The organism is Dyella solisilvae (assembly GCF_003351225.1).
GTDB classification, from domain to species: domain Bacteria; phylum Pseudomonadota; class Gammaproteobacteria; order Xanthomonadales; family Rhodanobacteraceae; genus Dyella; species Dyella solisilvae.
This window is the reverse complement of record NZ_QQSY01000001.1, coordinates 1,066,367-1,081,850: the sequence shown is the minus strand read 5'-3', so window position 1 is coordinate 1,081,850 and position 15,484 is coordinate 1,066,367. Positions and strand designations below refer to the sequence as shown.

At 67.1% G+C, this 15,484-nt stretch carries 12 protein-coding genes; 8 read left to right on the top strand and 4 right to left on the bottom strand.

Annotation, left to right across the window (positions count from 1 at the left end; all coding sequences use genetic code 11):
• Positions 1 to 37: 37 nt before the first annotated feature.
• Positions 38 to 718, bottom strand: coding sequence for a TetR/AcrR family transcriptional regulator (locus tag DVT68_RS04755; RefSeq protein ID WP_114823862.1), 681 nt, complete (start codon positions 716 to 718; stop codon positions 38 to 40).
• Positions 719 to 801: 83 nt separating this feature from the next.
• Here DVT68_RS04755 and DVT68_RS04750 point away from each other — a divergent pair, with 83 nt between their 5' ends.
• The 5 genes from DVT68_RS04750 to DVT68_RS04730 are packed head-to-tail and all read left to right on the top strand — an operon-like array spanning position 802 to position 6,405.
• Positions 802 to 2,430, top strand: coding sequence for a xylulokinase (locus DVT68_RS04750; RefSeq protein ID WP_114823861.1), 1,629 nt, complete (start codon positions 802 to 804; stop codon positions 2,428 to 2,430).
• Entirely contained in the window at positions 2,427 to 3,092 is a 666-nt protein-coding gene (locus DVT68_RS04745) for a class II aldolase/adducin family protein (RefSeq protein WP_114823860.1), read from the top strand. The genes DVT68_RS04750 and DVT68_RS04745 overlap by 4 nt, the downstream gene beginning before the upstream one ends.
• The gene (locus tag DVT68_RS04740; RefSeq protein ID WP_114823859.1) at positions 3,089 to 4,564 is read left to right on the top strand and encodes an aspartate aminotransferase family protein; all 1,476 of its coding nucleotides are present in this window, start codon (positions 3,089 to 3,091) and stop codon (positions 4,562 to 4,564) included. Before DVT68_RS04745 ends, DVT68_RS04740 begins: the two co-directional genes overlap by 4 nt.
• A gap of 5 nt (positions 4,565 to 4,569) precedes the next feature.
• Positions 4,570 to 5,202 (top strand): hypothetical protein, encoded by a 633-nt coding sequence (locus DVT68_RS04735; protein ID WP_114824391.1) that lies wholly within the window; start codon positions 4,570 to 4,572, stop codon positions 5,200 to 5,202.
• Between the two features lie 9 nt (positions 5,203 to 5,211).
• Positions 5,212 to 6,405: an MFS transporter gene (locus DVT68_RS04730; RefSeq protein ID WP_114823858.1), complete on the top strand. Its 1,194-nt coding sequence runs from the start codon at positions 5,212 to 5,214 to the stop codon at positions 6,403 to 6,405.
• A gap of 202 nt (positions 6,406 to 6,607) precedes the next feature.
• Here DVT68_RS04730 and serA read toward each other — a convergent pair whose 3' ends face one another.
• The gene (gene serA / locus DVT68_RS04725) at positions 6,608 to 7,840 is read right to left on the bottom strand and encodes a phosphoglycerate dehydrogenase (protein WP_114823857.1); all 1,233 of its coding nucleotides are present in this window, start codon (positions 7,838 to 7,840) and stop codon (positions 6,608 to 6,610) included.
• Between the two features lie 123 nt (positions 7,841 to 7,963).
• Between serA and DVT68_RS04720 the strand changes: the two genes are divergently transcribed.
• The 3 genes from DVT68_RS04720 (at position 7,964) to pip (ending at position 11,798) form a co-directional block, all read left to right on the top strand.
• Positions 7,964 to 9,346: an FAD-binding oxidoreductase gene (locus tag DVT68_RS04720; RefSeq protein ID WP_114823856.1), complete on the top strand. Its 1,383-nt coding sequence runs from the start codon at positions 7,964 to 7,966 to the stop codon at positions 9,344 to 9,346.
• A gap of 398 nt (positions 9,347 to 9,744) precedes the next feature.
• The gene (locus DVT68_RS04715; protein ID WP_114823855.1) at positions 9,745 to 10,773 is read left to right on the top strand and encodes a YncE family protein; all 1,029 of its coding nucleotides are present in this window, start codon (positions 9,745 to 9,747) and stop codon (positions 10,771 to 10,773) included.
• Between the two features lie 68 nt (positions 10,774 to 10,841).
• Positions 10,842 to 11,798, top strand: coding sequence for a prolyl aminopeptidase (gene pip, locus DVT68_RS04710; RefSeq protein WP_114823854.1), 957 nt, complete (start codon positions 10,842 to 10,844; stop codon positions 11,796 to 11,798).
• 47 nt (positions 11,799 to 11,845) lie between these two features.
• On the opposite strand, the gene DVT68_RS04705 is transcribed toward pip, so the two are convergent.
• Positions 11,846 to 13,639, bottom strand: coding sequence for an EAL domain-containing protein (locus tag DVT68_RS04705; RefSeq protein WP_114823853.1), 1,794 nt, complete (start codon positions 13,637 to 13,639; stop codon positions 11,846 to 11,848).
• Positions 13,640 to 13,653: 14 nt separating this feature from the next.
• Complete coding sequence (locus DVT68_RS04700; protein WP_114823852.1) at positions 13,654 to 15,300, bottom strand: methyl-accepting chemotaxis protein; 1,647 nt, start codon at positions 15,298 to 15,300, stop codon at positions 13,654 to 13,656.
• Positions 15,301 to 15,484: the final 184 nt, after the last annotated feature.

Below are 15,484 nucleotides of genomic sequence, written 5' to 3'. Positions count from 1 at the left end.
TGGGCGCCGTTTTTGTTTGGTGCGTCAGGTGTGGCCTTCAGGCGGCGGGCGTGGCGCGGAGGCGCTCGAAATAGCTGGCCAGGGTGGCGGCCACGATGCCCATCACGGCGGTTGGGTCGAGCGACGGATCGTCGAACAGCATTTCCAGGGCGGCGAAGGCCATGCCGTCGGCGACGCGGCTGATCAGCTCCAGTTGCGCAGGGTCGATCTGCGGAAATACGCGGCTCAGGCGCAGCGTGGCCTGGTTCGAGACCTCGCGCGCCGAGGCGAGCCGCACGTCCTGCAGGGCCGGCACGGCGCGCAGCGCGCGCAGGATCCACATGCCGCCATCGGCCTGCTGGGTGATGCGATAGGTTTCCAGCAGCAGGCCGGTGAGCGCACGCTCCAAGGTCCGGGTGTCGCCGGTGAAGACCTCGGGCGTGAGCCACTGCGCGATCAGCGCATTCTGCTGCTCCATCAGGCGCCGCCCCAGCTCGTGGAGCAGGGCGTACTTGTTCGGGAAATAGCGGTACAGCGCCGGCGGCGACAGCCCGGCCCGCTCGCACACCATGTTGGTCGACAGGCGCTCGAAGCCCACCTCGGTAAGGATCTGTGCGGTGACCTCGAGCAACTGCTCGTAGGTCTCGGTCGCGCGCGACTGTGCGGGCCGGAGCTTGGGGGTCAATTCAGGCGGAACGGGCTTGCTGCGGCGAGTGCGAGGTGGGGCGGACGGCGCCATGGACATCCTCGGGGAAGGGGATTGTGGAAATTGTAGTGCCAACTATACGATAGTGATCACTACTTTCTTTGAGCCGGTTCCAGATGCCCGTTGCTGTGCAGGCTGCATCCACCCCCACCTCCGAACCGTTGGTGCTGGCCATCGACCTGGGCACGTCGGGCTGCAAATGCGCGTTGGTGGGGCTGGACGGGACGGTGCACGCCTGGTCGTTCCGCGCCGTGCCGCTGCACCTGGTCGGTGACGCCGGAGTGGAGCAGGACCCGCAGGACTGGTGGCGCGCCTTCCTTGATGCCGCGCAGGAACTGCTGGCGCCCGACGCAGCGCGTCGCCGCCAGGTCGTCGCGGTGTGTTGCTCCTCGTTCGGCGAATGCACCGTGCCGGTGGACGCCGAGGGCAATGCGCTGTCACGGGCCATCCTGTGGCTGGACATGCGTGGCGCTCCGGCGATACGCCGCCGCGCACGTAGTGGGCTGTTCAATATCCAGGGCTACGGTCCGCTCAAGCTCGCGCGCTGGCTGCGCCTCACTGGCGGCGCGCCCTCGCTGTCGGGCAAGGATCCGGCGGGCCACATGGGTTGGCTGTACGACCACCATCCTTCGCTGGTGGCGCGCACGCACAAATTCCTCAACGCGCTGGATTTCATGAACCTGCGCCTGACCGGGCGCTTTTGCTCCACGCATGATTCGGCGCTGACCACCTGGGCGACCGACAACCGGGATCTCAGTCGCGTGCGCTACGACGCCGGGCTGCTGAAGGTGCTCGGGCTGGAGCGCGACAAACTGCCTGACATCGTGCATTCCACCGAAGTGATCGGCAGCCTGCTGCCGGCGGTGGCCGATGCGCTGGGATTGCCGCGCGAGACCCGCGTGGTCGCCGGCGCCGTCGACAACTCGGCGGCGGCGGTCGGCGCCGGGACGGTGCGCGATGGCGAGATGCACCTGTACCTGGGCACCTCGTCCTGGCTGGGCGCACATGTGCCGACCAAGCGCACCGACCTCGGTTCGTTCGTCGCGTCGGTGCCGTGCGCGCTGAAGGACCGTTACCTGGCGATGGCGATGCAGTCGGCCGCCTGCAGCAACCTGGCGTTCCTGCGCGATCGCATCCTGTTCCATCCGGATGAACTGTTGCGCGACGAGATGCGCCCTGATGTGTACCAGGTGCTCGATCGCATCGCCGAGCGCGTGCCGGCCGGCGCCCGCGGCCTGATCTACACGCCGTGGCTGTTCGGTGAGCGCACGCCGGTGGACGACAAGACCCTGCGCGCCGGCGTGTTCAACCTGTCGGCGGAACACACGCGCGAGGATCTGATCCGCGCCTTCCTCGAGGGCGTGGCGCTCAACACGCGCTGGATGCTCGAGCCGATGCTGCGCTTCGTGCGCGGACACCGGGCCGATGCCTTCACCGTGGTGGGCGGCGGCGGCCAATCGGACGTGTGGTGCCAGATGCTGGCCGACGTCACCGGCATGGCTGTGCGCCAGCCGCAGGCGCCGATCCAGGCCAATGCGCTGGGCGCCGCCTTCATCGCCGGCGTGGGGCTGGGTGAACTCGATTATGCCGACGTGCCGGCGCGCTGCCGGCACCGCAAGCTGTTCGAGCCTCGCACGGCGATGCGTGGTCTGTACGACGAACGCTTCGACACTTTCCGGGAACTGCATCGACGCCTCGCGCCGATGTACCGACGCCTCAACCGCCCACAGGAAGCGACGACATGAGATTCGCGACCGCACGACAACGCGTGGTCGAGGTCAGCCGAGCGCTGGCCGATCGCGGCTATTTCGCCGCCACGGGCGGCAACCTGGCCTTGCGGGTCGATGACGAGCACATCGTGGTGACGCCGTCGGCCACCGATTACCAGCGCATGGAGGCGGCCGATGTCTGCGTGTTGCGCCTTGCCGACCTCGTCAAGGTCGACGGCGAGCGCAAGCCGTCGGTGGAGTCGGGCATGCATGCGCAGGTGCTGCGCGCGCGCCGCGACTGCCGCGCCAGCGTGCACACCCACCAACCCGCGGCGAGCGCCTGCACCCTGCTGGGAAGCGGGCTGCCGGTTGACGGACCCGTGCGGCGCCGCCTGCTTGGGCCGGAAGTGCCGCTGGTGGGCTATGCGCCCTCGGGCACGAGCTGGCTGTCGGGCAAGCTCGCGCGCGCGCTGCGCCCTGACATCAACGCTTATCTGCTGCGCACGCACGGAGCGATCTGCTGCGGCGACACGCTCGAGACCACGCTGCAGGCGCTGGTCGCGCTCGAGTCCCAGGCGCTGCAATGCCTGCGCGGGCGTATCGCCGAGCGCTTGGCTACCCAGCGCACGCCTGACAAGGCCTTGCAGCGCCTGCTCGCCACGATCGAAGCCCATCCTGTCCAGGACGTCACCGCATGAACCACCCACGAGCCTCCATCGAAACGCCTGCCGGCAGCGCCATCTCGCAGTGGCCGGACATCGACGCGCTGTACCGTCGCTTCCACGCGCTGGTCAACCAGCCGATGCGTCCGGTTCGCCGCGACGCCATGGCCAAGGTGATGGATTACTTCGAGCAGCGCTGTCAGGGCAGCAAGCGGATGGCCGAGCAGGCGCGTCAGGTGATCCCGGGCGGCGTTCAGCACAACCTGGCCTTCAACCTGCCATTCCCGCTGGCCATCGCCGAGGCCAACGGCGCGCACATGACCGATGTGGACGGCAATCGCTATATCGACTTCCTGCAGGCCGGCGGGCCGACCTTGCTCGGTTCGAACCATCCGGCGGTGCGCAGCAAGGTGCTGGAGCTGCTCGAGCATTGCGGCCCGACTACCGGCCTGCTGCACGAGTACGAGGTGAAGCTCGCCGAGCTGGTGTGCGAGCTGATGCCCGGCGTGGACATGCTGCGCATGGCCGGCTCGGGCACCGAGGCGGTGATGGGCGCGATCCGTCTGGCCCGCGCCTATACCGGGCGCCGGCGCGTGATCAAGATCGGCGGCGGCTACCACGGCTGGAGCGATTCGATGGTCTATGGCATGCGCCTGCCCAAGACCGGGCGCATGGAAGCCGTGGGCATTCCGCGCGGCGCCACCGCCAACACGCAGGAGAGCCTGCCCAACGACCTCGAGGCGATCCGCCGGAGGCTGCGCTGGAATCGCTTGCGCGGCGGAACGGCGGCGGTGATCGTGGAGCCGTTCGGACCGGAGAGTGGCACCCGGCCGGTGACCCACGACTTCAATGCGCAGCTGCGCAAGCTGTGCGACGAGTTCGGCGCCTTGCTGATCTTCGACGAAGTGGTGACCGGCTTCAGAGCCGGCCTCGGCGGCGCCCAGGCGTACTTTGGCGTGAAGCCCGACCTCACCGTGCTGGGCAAGTGCCTGACCGGCGGCTATCCGATGGCCGGCGCAATCGGTGGGCGCCGCGACATCATGATGATGCTGGTCGGCGGCATCGGCACCACCGCCAAGCGCGCCTTCGTCGGCGGCACCCTGACCGCCAATCCGTTGTCCTGCGCGGCCGGCTATTACGCGCTGAAGGAAATCCAGCGCACCGATGCCGCGGTGAAGGCGGGGCAGGCGGGTGATCGCCTGCGTCGGGGCCTGGACCAGATCATCGAACGGCTGGGCCTGCCCTATGTCGCCTACAACATGGGCTCGATCGTGCACCTGCAGACGTCCGGCGTGATGCTGCTGGACACCAGCAGCCTGCTGAAGCTGGCGCGCCTGAAGAACGAAGCCAAGCAGCGCAAGCACATGATGGAGGAGATGGGCGCGGCGTACACCGCCCACGGCATTATTACGCTGGCGGGTAGCCGCATCTATACCAGCCTGGCCGATACCGACGAGATCGTCGACGAGGCGCTCAACCGCTTCGAAGACGTGCTGAAACTGGTGTGACGACCATGGATCTCGCCCCTTTGCTCAGTGAAGCGCGCCAACGCCTGCACGATCACAGCCTGCTGGGTGGCGAGGGGAGCGTCTCCCTGCGCCTGCCCGGCCAGGCGGCGATGGTGTGGCTCCCCGCGGGCGGCGGCGAACCGCAGTCGATGTCGCTGCAAGACGCTCAGGGCGACGCGGTTCTGCATGCCGCGGTTTATCTTGGCCGCGACGACATCGGTGCGGTGTTGCTCGGCGGCGGCGCCTTCACGCGCCTGCTGGGTGGATTCGGTGGGCAGCTGCCGCAAGTGTTCGACGAGCAGGCGCGGCATCTGGGCCGCACGGCGTCGCCGCTGGCTTCGAGCCAAGGCAATCTGGTGGCTGAGGCTAGGCGTTGCCTGGCCAGCGGCGGCAACCTGTGGATCTGCCGGCAGCGCGCGCTGGTGCTGGGGACCACCGCGCAGCGTCTGGTGCTCAACGCCGAACTGGCCGAGAAGTGCGCCAAGGCCTACGTGCTGGCCGCCGGCACGGGGGCGAAAGTGGACCGTTTGCCCTGGTGGGTGTGCCACATCGCCAACGGTCGCCTGCGCAAGGATCAGCGGCGCGCCGCGGAGCGCTTCGCGGCTGGGGAACTACCCGAAGAATCGACTGGCTATTGAGGGGACGGCATGCACGATTCCAGCGGTGATGCGTCAGCGGCGACCGCCTTCAGTCGCACTGAGATCTTCGCGGCCCTGCTGCTCGGCTGCGTCGCACTGATGATGCTGGGCCTGCAGCCTGTGCTGCTGGGTGAACTGGTCAACCGCCAACGCATTTCGCTGGAGGGCGTGGGCGTGGTGGCGATGGGCGAGATCTTCGCGCTGGGGTTGGGCGTGATTCTCGCCGAGAAGGTGCTGCCGCTGGGGCGCCTGCGCGAGACCGCCGCCGGCGCGAGCCTGCTGCTCGCCGGCGTCAATCTGCTGACCCTCCTGGCCAAGGGTGACCTGGCCTGCACCCTGGTGCGACTGCTGGCAGGCCTGCTCGCCGCCGCGCTGTTCTGGATCACCACCATGGTGATCGTGCGCTCGGCCAAGCCGGACCGCCTGGCCGGCGTGTTCCTGACCTTGCAGACGGCCGTGCAGGCGGTGGTGGCCTTGTGCCTCGCGCGCTGGGTGATGCCGGCGTTTGGCTGGCAGGCCGGTTTTGTCGCAGTGGCGGCGCTCTCGCTGTTGCCGCTGACCGTGTTGCGCTGGATCCCGCTGCGGCTGGGACTCCATGCCGAGGCGGTCAAGCCTTCGCTGGTGTCGATGCGCGGCTTGTTCGCCCTGCTGGTCCCGTTCGCGCAGATGTGCGCGGTGGGCACGCTGTGGGCCTACCTCGATCCGCTGGGGCAGGCGGCTGGCTTCACGGCGAGCAATGCACAGGCGCTGGTGTCACTGGTGCTGTTCATGCAACTGGTGGGCGGCAGCGTGGCGTCGATGGCCGTGCGCTGGTGGCGTGCGCCGGCGACGCTGGCGGTGGGCGTAGTGCTGTTCGTGGCGGTTACCCTCGGCATGCATGGCCTGCCGGCGGGGCGTCTGGTTGCTTTCGCAGTGCTATGCGGCGTGTTCGGGTTTGGATGGCTATTTCTGATGCCTTTCCATATCCGTCTCGCCTTCGACGTGGATCCGCAGGGAAGGGTGGCCCTGCTGGTGCCGGCGGCCCAGCTGCTCGGCAGCGCGTTCGGGCCGCTCACGGCCTCCTTCAGCGTCAACGGCGACCAGGTGGGCCATGTGCCGCTGGTGGCCAGCGGGTTTGCGCTGCTGGTGGGGCTGTCGTTGCTGGCGCTGCGCCTGCGTGTTCCGGCATCGACGTTGCGACCGAGTGGCGCGGGTCAGGAGTGATGGGGCCAGCGGCTGCCGAAAGAGGGCTGCGCCATCGGAGGTGTTGAGGAGCTACCCACGGTGCGTCATCCCCTCGGAAGCGGGGATCCAGCGTCTTAGTCCTTCACGAGCCGAAAGGCACTGGGTTCCTGCCTTCGCAGGAACGCCGGACGGTGGCAGGCGCCGGTCAGCATGAGCTGCCGACGCCCGGGCCAACCGTCCCTCAATACAGCACGCGGCTTCGCAGCGTGCCCGGGATGGCGGAGAGCTGATCCTTGAGCTGGGCCGACTGTTTTTCGTCCGCCGCCACATCGATCACCACGTAGCCCACCTCGCTGTCAGTCTGCAGGAACTGCGCGTCGATGTTGATGTTGCCGGCGGAGAACAGCTCGTTGATGCGCGAGAGCACGCCGGGCACGTTGCGGTGGATGTGCAGCAGGCGACGGCTGCGCGGGTGCTCGGGCAACGACACTTCGGGGAAATTCACCGCCGACAGCGTGGAGCCGTTGTCGCTGTAGCGCACCAGCTTGCTCGCCACCTCGACGCCGATGTTGTCCTGCGCCTCCAGCGTGCTGCCGCCGATGTGCGGGGTGAGGATCACGTTGTCCATGCCCACCAGCGGCGAGACGAAGGCGTCGTCGTTGCCCTTGGGCTCGACCGGAAACACATCCACCGCGGCGCCGGCCAGGTGCTCCGCACGCAACGAGGCGGCCAGCGCGTCGATGTCGACCACGGTGCCGCGAGAGGCATTGATCAGCATCGAGCCCTTGCGCATGCGCGACAGCTCGCGCTCGCCGATCATCAGCCTGGTCGAAGGCGTTTCGGGCACGTGCAGGGTGACGACGTCGGCGCGTTCCAGCAGGTCGTCCAGGCTGTCGGCGGCGCGGGCGTTACCCAGCGACAGCTTCGACTCAATGTCGTGGAAGATCACGCGCATGCCGAGCGACTCGGCCAGCACGCCGACCTGGGTGCCGATATGCCCGTAGCCGACGATGCCCAGCACCTTGTCGCGCGTCTCGAAGCTGCCGAGAGCGGACTTGGTCCAGCCGCCGCGATGGCACAGCGCGTTCTTCTGCGGGATGCCGCGCAGCAACATAATAGTTTCAGCGATAACCAATTCGGCGACGCTGCGGGTGTTGGAGTAGGGCGCGTTGAACACCGGAACGCCGAGCAGGCGGGCCGCGGACAGGTCCACCTGGTTGGTGCCGATGCAGAAACAGCCGACTGCAATCAGACGTTTAGCCTGCTGAAGCACATTCTCGGTGAGTTGCGTGCGGGAGCGCAGGCCCACAATGTGGGCGTCGGCGATACGGGCCTTCAGCTGGTCTTCCGGCAGGGCCTTCTCGTGGTATTCGATCTGGCTGTAACCGGCGCGGTGAAAGGCTTCCACGGCGCTCCGGCTGACGCCTTCGAGCAGGAGAACCTTGATGTCTTGTTTCGGGAACGAGGTCTTCATGGGCCATGGCGCGAGAGATAACCCCTCCACTATGCCAGACCTTGAAGCAAAATTGCGGCATCGCAACACTGGACGTGCGAGATGGCTGCTGGCACGCTGGCAGATCTTCGTGGGGATGCTTACATGACCGATGCCCGTCTGGCTGATCTGGCCGACCGCCTGCCCAATCTTCGATTGCTGACCGACCCGGCCGACCTGGAACACTACGGCCGCGACTGGACCCGCCGATGGACGGCTAAACCGCTAGCCATCGCGCTGCCGTCGGAGGTGGCCGAGGTGCAGGCCATCGTGCGCTGGGCCAACGAGCACGATGTGGCGATCGTCCCGTCGGGCGGGCGCACCGGCCTGTCGGGTGGCGCGGTGGCCGCGCATGGCGAGCTGGTGCTGAGTCTGGAGCGCATGAACCGCGTGCTGGGTTTCGACGTGGTGGATCGCACGCTGAGCGTGCAGGCCGGCATGACCTTGCATGCCGTGCACGAGGCGGCGAAGGAACATGGTCTGCTCTATCCGGTGGACTTCGCCGCTCGCGGCTCCTGCTCCATCGGCGGCAACATCGCCACCAATGCCGGCGGCATTCGCGTGATCCGTTATGGCAATACGCGCGAGTGGATCGCGGGGCTCACCGTGGTGGCCGGCAATGGCGAGTTGCTGCACTTCAACCGTGGCCTGGTCAAGAACTCCAGCGGTTACGACTTCCGTCACCTGCTGATCGGTTCGGAAGGAACGCTGGGCGTGGTGGTGGAGGCGACGTTGCGGCTGACCAATCCGCCGCCGCCGTCGCAGGTGATGTTGCTGGCGTTGCCGAGCATGGACGCCGTGCTGGAGGTGTTCGCGCTGTTTCGCGCGCGCCTGTCTTTGCAGGCCTTCGAGTTCTTCACGGACGTGGCGCTGCGGCACGTGCTGGCGCATGGCGCACAGCGCGCCATCGAGGGCGACCATCCCTACTACGTGGTCACCGAGTTCGATGCCGATGAAGCGGCCCAGGAGGCGGCGCTGGCCACGTTCGAGCTGGGCGCAGAGCGCGGCTGGATCAGCGATGGCGTGATCGCGCAGAGCGAGGCGCAGGCCGCTGCGCTGTGGCGCCTGCGCGAAGGCATCACCGAGAGCCTCGCGCCGCATCGCCCTTACAAGAACGACATCTCGCTGCGCATCAGCGCGCTGCCGGCGTTCCTGCACGAGATCCAGGCGTTACTGGAACGCGAGTACCCGCACTTCGAAGTGGTGTGGTTCGGCCATATCGGCGACGGCAACCTGCACATCAACGTGCTGCGCCCGACCGAACTCTCCGACGCCGATTTCATCGCGCAGTGCGAGCACGTCACCAAGCTGTTGGCGGACACGCTGCAGCGTCATGGCGGGAGCATTTCGGCGGAGCATGGGATTGGCCTGGTCAAGCGTCCCTACCTGGGGTGCACTCGCAGTGAGGCGGAAATTGCGCTGATGCGTGGGGTAAGGCAGGTGTTTGATCCGAAGGGCTTGCTCAATCCGGGCAAGCTGTTTGAGTGAGGTGATTTGAGCGGCGTTGGCGTTCGATACGCCGCTTTGGGCCACGCCGCTTTATTTGCGCGAAGGTTGTGTCCGGTAACCACGGTCGTACGTGGTTGGACCTGAGCGATTTCCTAGGCGGGGAAAGTCGCTGGATCCCGGCTTTCGCCGGGATGACGAGCAGAAGCGAGGCAACGTTCTCGCCCCATCTCCGTCACGTCATTCCGGCGAAAGCCGGAATCCAGTGACTTTCATCATTGGCGAAGGCATCGGGGCCAGCCGGACCGCCCCTGCGGCGATTATCGGGCGTATGTTGCGAGGAGACAGGTCAAAGGAATTCAACCTTTGGCGTGCCCCTAAGCCAACCCTAAGTCCCGTGGTCGCATGCTTTAGGGACCTCACCACCGACGAGTCCGTCCATGCAACGACATCTCCTCAGCGCCCTGGCCCTTGCCCTGGTCGCGGCCGGTTCCCTCCATGCGGCGGATGCGCCGGCGGCGAACGATTTCCGTGTGCTGTCGCAGTTGAAGATGGGCGGCCCCGGTGGCTGGGACTACCTGAATTTCGACGCCCAGCGCCGCCACCTGTTCGTCACCCGCGGCGACCGAGTGGAAGTGGTGGATGTGGATCAGAACAAGGCGATCGGCACGATCACGGGCACGGCGGGCGTGCACGGTGTGGCGATCAACCAGGCCATGCACCGCGGCTACACCAGCAATGGCCAGAACGCGTCGGTCACCGTGTTTGACCTCGATACGCTGAAGACAGTGGCCACTGTCACCGGCACGGGCGAAAAGCCCGACGCCATCCTGTACGACCCGGCGTCGAAGCACGTGTTCACCTTCAACGGCAAGGGCCACTCCTTCAGCGTGATCGATCCGGCCACCAACCAGGTGGTCACCACGGTGGCGCTGGCCGGCAAGCCGGAGTTCGCAGCGACCGACGAGGCGGGCCACGTCTACGTCAACATCGAGGATCGCGCCGAACTGGTGAAGATCGACACGCAGGCCAACAAGGTGCTCGCAAGCTGGTCGTTGGGTACATGCCAGTCGCCCAGCGGACTGGCCATCGACAACCAGCACCACCGTCTGTTCTCGGTCTGCGACAACCAGCAGATGGCGGTGGTCGACGCGGGCAGCGGCAAGGTGGTGGCCAGCGTGGCCATCGGCGAAGGTCCGGATGCCGTGGTCTACGACCCGGGCACGGCCATGGTGTTCAGCTCCAACGGCGAGAGCGGCAACATCACCGCCGTGCATCAGGATGACGCCGACCACTACCGCGTGGCGCAGACCATTCCCACCCAGCCCAGCGCGCGCACGCTGGCGCTCGATCCGAAGCTGCACCGGCTGTACCTGTCGGCGGCGAAGATCGCGACGCCCGCCACCGAAGGTCACCATCCGACCATGGCGCCAGACAGCTTCACTGTGCTGACGGTGGGCCGCCCGTAATCCCGCAGGTTCCAGCGGCGGGGGCGTGCTAGCCTTATTGGCCGTCCCCGCTGTCAGGAGCCACGAGCATGTCTACGCCGCTACGCACGCTGTATCCGGAGATCGAGCCTTACGACAGCGGCATGCTGAAGGTCTCGGACCTGCACACCCTGTACTACGAGCAGAGCGGCAACCCGAACGGCAAGCCGGTGGTGTTCCTGCATGGCGGCCCGGGCGGCGGCACCAACCCGAAGTGCCGGCGCTTCTTCGATCCGGCGGTGTACCGAATCGTGCTGTTCGACCAGCGCGGCTGCGGTCAGTCCACGCCGCATGCGGAGCTGAAGGACAACACCACCTGGCACCTGGTCAACGACATCGAGCGCATCCGCACCCACCTGGGCATCGATCGCTGGCAGGTGTTTGGCGGCTCGTGGGGCTCGACGCTCGCGCTTGCCTATGCGCAGACCCATCCCGAGCAGGTGACCGAGCTGGTGTTGCGCGGCATCTTCATGCTGCGCCGCTGGGAACTGGAATGGTTCTACCAGAAGGGCTGCGACGCGCTTTACCCGGACGCGTGGGAGCCGTACCTGCACGCGATCCCGGAAGCCGAGCGTGGCGACCTGATGAGCGCCTACTACCGCCGCCTCACCAGCAGCGATCCGCACGTGCGCGTGAATGCCGCCCGCGCTTGGTCGGTGTGGGAGGGCGCGACCAGTTACCTGTGGCAGGATCCCGGCCACATCGAGTCCAGCGGCCAGGACGAGTTCGCACTGGCCTTCGCGCGCATCGAATGCCACTACTTCGTGCACGGCGGCTTCTTCGAACATGACGACCAGCTGCTGCGCAACGTGGAGCGCATCCGTAAGATCCCGGCCGTGATAGTGCAGGGACGCTACGACGTGGTGTGCCCGATGCGCAGTGCATGGGACCTGCATCGCGCCTGGCCGGAGGCCGATCTTCGCATCGTTCAGGACGCGGGCCATTCGGCCTTCGAGCCGGGCAACATCTCCGAGCTGGTGCAGGCGACCGACCGCTTCCGCGGTTGAACTGAAACAGCGTCCGCGTGGCCTGCCTTGGCAGGCCGCGCAAGGGCTCAGGCGATCGACGTCGCCGCGCGTGCAAACACATGCAGGCCCATGCCGGCGCGCTTGGCGTGGCGCTTGGCGCGCGCGGCGAGGGTGGCGATCGGTGGCGCGCGTTGCGGCAACGGCGGCGTCAGTTCGACAGCGCCCATCACCACCGTGGTGCAGGGGAAGAACTGCGGCTCGCCACGGCGATCCTTGCCGCTCAGGCCGCCATGCGCGAGGTCGACGGCATCGAACAGCTGCGGCGAGCGCGCGTTGAAGGCGTCGATGGTGCGCTGGCAGCGCGCCTCCCAGTCCGTGCTCTGGAACAGCACCACGAAGTCGTCGCCGCCGATGTGGCCGATGAAATCCAGCGCGGGGTCGACGTGCTCGCTCAGCAGGCCCGACAGGAGACGGATCATCTCGTCGCCGTGCGAGTAGCCGTAGTGGTCGTTGAAGGGCTTGAAGTCGGTGAGATCCACGTGCACCACCGCGAAGCGCTCACCGCCGTCGAGCAGGCGCTCCAGATGTTCGGTGGTCGGGATGTTGCCGGGCAGGAAGGTCAGCGGATTGGCGTGGCGGGCGGCCTCGATGCGCAGCTCGCTCACGCGTCGCACCAATGCTTCGCCGGTGCCAAGGCCGAGGTAGAGACCGCCGCGGGTGACGATGAAGCCGTCCGCCAGGTAGCGCTGGTCCTCGCCACGCAGCACATCGGAAAGGCTCTCCAGGCTGCGATGTTCGTCGCACACCAGCGGCGCCCCATTCATCAGCGCCGTGCATGACTTGCGCGCCAGCAGTTCGCGCGCGAACGGCTGGGCCATGCGCTCGTTCATCAGGCGTCGGTTGACCAGGCCGATCGGCTGGCCGTCCCGCACCACGGCCACCGCGTGCAGGTCCGGATGGCCGATGAACAGCGCCATCACTTCCTCGTTGGTCTGGCGCGGATCGACCGCAGGGGCTTCGATCAGCAAGTGGCTGACCTGGGTCGGTCGCTGGGTGACCGGACCGCGCGGGCGCGGCAGCACCGACACCGCCGGGGCACGCAGCAGCTGTCGCGCCTCGGCGCTGGCCTCGTTGACCGGATCGGGCGCGGGGCGGCCGATCAGGAAACCCTGTGCATACGGAATGCCGAGATCGCGCAGCACGCGCAGATCGGCCGGATCCTCGACACCTTCGCCCACGAGGTCGGTGCCTAGCGTTTCGGCCACCTGGCACAGCGATCGCACGATGGCCAGGCGTCCGGCGCTGCGCGACAGGCCATGCACGAGGTAGCGGTCGATCTTCACCACGTCGGGGTGGATCTCGTTCCACATCTCGAAGTTGGAGTGGCCGTTGCCGAAATCGTCGAGCGCGATGCGCACCCCGTGCGCGCGCAGGTAGCCGAGCGCATGCGCCAGGCGCGCCGGGTTTTCCACCACGTCGCGCTCGGTCACTTCGATGGTGACGCGGGCAGGATCCAGGCCGCTGGCATCGAGCGCGGCCAGCACTTCGTCGGGCCGCAGTACATCGTTGAGGATGGCGTGCGCGCTCAGGTTCACCAGCAGCCGGCCTGGCCCGCCCACGCGTCCGAATGTCCCGCAGACCGTGCGCGCTGCATGCAGCTCCACCTCGGCCAGCCGCCCCTCCATGCGGGCCAGGTCGAGCAGGTCGAGGATCGAGAAGTTGCCAGGCATGAAGGCGCAACGGCTCAGTCCCTCGTGCGCGACGACCTCGAGTGTGTCGAGCCGCACCACGGGCTGGAAGACTGCGTTCAGACTTCCGGCGGCGAGTGCGCGCTCAAGCATGGCTTTGGGGGCGTAGTGGTAGGCGAGGTTGGCGGACATGCCCTGGATTCGATTCAGGCCGCTTGGGCGACCCTTCGTTCTTGCGTCACTGCTGGTGAAGGCGGCGCGTCATGCGCTTGCCCGCGTGAATCTTCCGGTTCACCGGGAAGACGGAAGAAAGCCACCTGGCGCATCAGCGCCTCGGCGTCGCTGGTGAGCGCTTCGCCGGTGGCGTTGATGTCGTCCACCAGGCCGGCGTTGGCCTGCGTGATGCGGTCGATCTCACTCACGGTGCGGTTGATCTGGCGGATGCCGTTGACCTGCGCCTGGCCGGCATCGGAGATCTGCGCCACCAGTCGGGAAACGCGCGCCACGCTCTGCACGATGCCATCCAGCGATTCGCCCGACAGCGCCACCTTGCCGCGCGCCTGCTCCACCGCCTCGCCACTGGCGGAGATCAGGCGACGAATGTCGCGCCCAGCCTCCACGCAGCGGCGGGCCAGCTGCCGCACTTCGTTGGCGACCACGGCGAAGCCGCGCCCGTGCTCGCCGGCCTGCGCCGCCTCGATGGCGGCATTGAGCGAAAGCAGATTGGTCTGGAAGGCGATGCTGTCGACCAGGTCGACAATCTCGTTGATGTCGCGGCTGGCCTGCTGGATGGCATGCATGGCGCCGAGTGCTTCACCGGCGACATGGCGGCCCTGTTCGGCATGGCCGAGTGCGTCGCGGGCGGCCTGGGCGGCGCCATCCGCATGGCCGGCGCCTTGCACAGCGGTGGCGGCCATCTGCTCCATCGACGCTGCCGTTTCCTCGAGGCCGGCGGCCTGCGTCTGCGTACGCTCGCTGAGCGCGTGGTTGTCGCGTGACAGATGGTGTGCGCGTCCATCCACCGAACGTGCGCTCACGCGCACCTGGGCGAGCACGCGGGCGAGCTGCTCATCCATCGAGGCGAGTGCGCGCAACAGTCGTCCCAGCTCGTCGTTGACGCCTGCATCGACCGGCTCGCCGAGCCGGCCGGCGGCGATGCGTTCGGCCACCTGGGTGGCGAGTCGCAGCCGCTGCATCAGGCTGCGTATCAGCGCGCTGTCCAGCGCGATGGAGCCCAGCAAGGCGGCGACCAGTAGCGCAAGCAGCAGCACCATGCCCTGTCGGTCGGCCTGTTGCTGGGTCTGCACCTGCGCGTTGCCCTTGGCCAGCGCCGCCTGGAACAGGTTGGCGAAGTCGCTCTGCAGAGGCTCGTACGCGGGCTGCACTTCGGTGCTGAGCTTCAGGCTGCCGAGATCGAACTGGCCGGCGTCGAGCAGGGCCAGCGTCTCGTCGATGGTGCGGTCGGCTTCGGCGCGATGAGTGGCGGTGAGCTTCAGCGTCTGGGCCTGCTCCTGCGCCAGCTCGGCGCCGAGCAGCGTCTTCCAGTGGCGTTCGGCATCGACGCGGTCGGCATGGATGCGCGTATGCGCGTCATCCACCGCGGATGGCAGCTGGGACAGCACGGCGTGCACCAGTGCCTGCAGGCTGCTGTTGTAGTCGTTCTGCACACGTCCCACGTCGGCGACCGGGCTGAGCGAGCCTTCGACCAGACCCTTAATGCGAGTGTCGGAACGCTGCAGCTGCAGCAGGCCGGCGGCGCCCATCACCACCAACAGCACCAGGATCGACAGCAAGCGCAGCAGCAGGCGCCGGCGCAGGGTCAAGGTGAGGATCCAGTTCGGTCGTATCAGCATGGGAAAATCTAGGTGAGGAGACTGCAGCAGTTGTCGGCTCACCGGGTTGCAACTTTAGCTGCAAATTCAAAAAAAGTATTTTTAAAACAGATTGTTATGGTGCTTTTGGGTGGGCGAAGAAGCGCGTGAAAGATGCCACGGCAAGATGTCGGATCGATGACTTGTGTGCTGCGGTTCGCAAACA

Bases quoted from the DNA above. Each gene is read 5' to 3' on its own strand.
- DVT68_RS04755 (WP_114823862.1), bottom strand. From the start codon at position 718: ATGGCGCCGTCCGCCCCACCTCGCACTCGCCGCAGCAAGCCCGTTCCG.
- DVT68_RS04750 (WP_114823861.1), top strand. From the start codon at position 802: ATGCCCGTTGCTGTGCAGGCTGCATCCACCCCCACCTCCGAACCGTTG.
- DVT68_RS04745 (WP_114823860.1), top strand. From the start codon at position 2,427: ATGAGATTCGCGACCGCACGACAACGCGTGGTCGAGGTCAGCCGAGCG.
- DVT68_RS04740 (WP_114823859.1), top strand. From the start codon at position 3,089: ATGAACCACCCACGAGCCTCCATCGAAACGCCTGCCGGCAGCGCCATC.
- DVT68_RS04735 (WP_114824391.1), top strand. From the start codon at position 4,570: ATGGATCTCGCCCCTTTGCTCAGTGAAGCGCGCCAACGCCTGCACGAT.
- DVT68_RS04730 (WP_114823858.1), top strand. From the start codon at position 5,212: ATGCACGATTCCAGCGGTGATGCGTCAGCGGCGACCGCCTTCAGTCGC.
- serA (WP_114823857.1), bottom strand. From the start codon at position 7,840: ATGAAGACCTCGTTCCCGAAACAAGACATCAAGGTTCTCCTGCTCGAA.
- DVT68_RS04720 (WP_114823856.1), top strand. From the start codon at position 7,964: ATGACCGATGCCCGTCTGGCTGATCTGGCCGACCGCCTGCCCAATCTT.
- DVT68_RS04715 (WP_114823855.1), top strand. From the start codon at position 9,745: ATGCAACGACATCTCCTCAGCGCCCTGGCCCTTGCCCTGGTCGCGGCC.
- pip (WP_114823854.1), top strand. From the start codon at position 10,842: ATGTCTACGCCGCTACGCACGCTGTATCCGGAGATCGAGCCTTACGAC.
- DVT68_RS04705 (WP_114823853.1), bottom strand. From the start codon at position 13,639: ATGTCCGCCAACCTCGCCTACCACTACGCCCCCAAAGCCATGCTTGAG.
- DVT68_RS04700 (WP_114823852.1), bottom strand. From the start codon at position 15,300: ATGCTGATACGACCGAACTGGATCCTCACCTTGACCCTGCGCCGGCGC.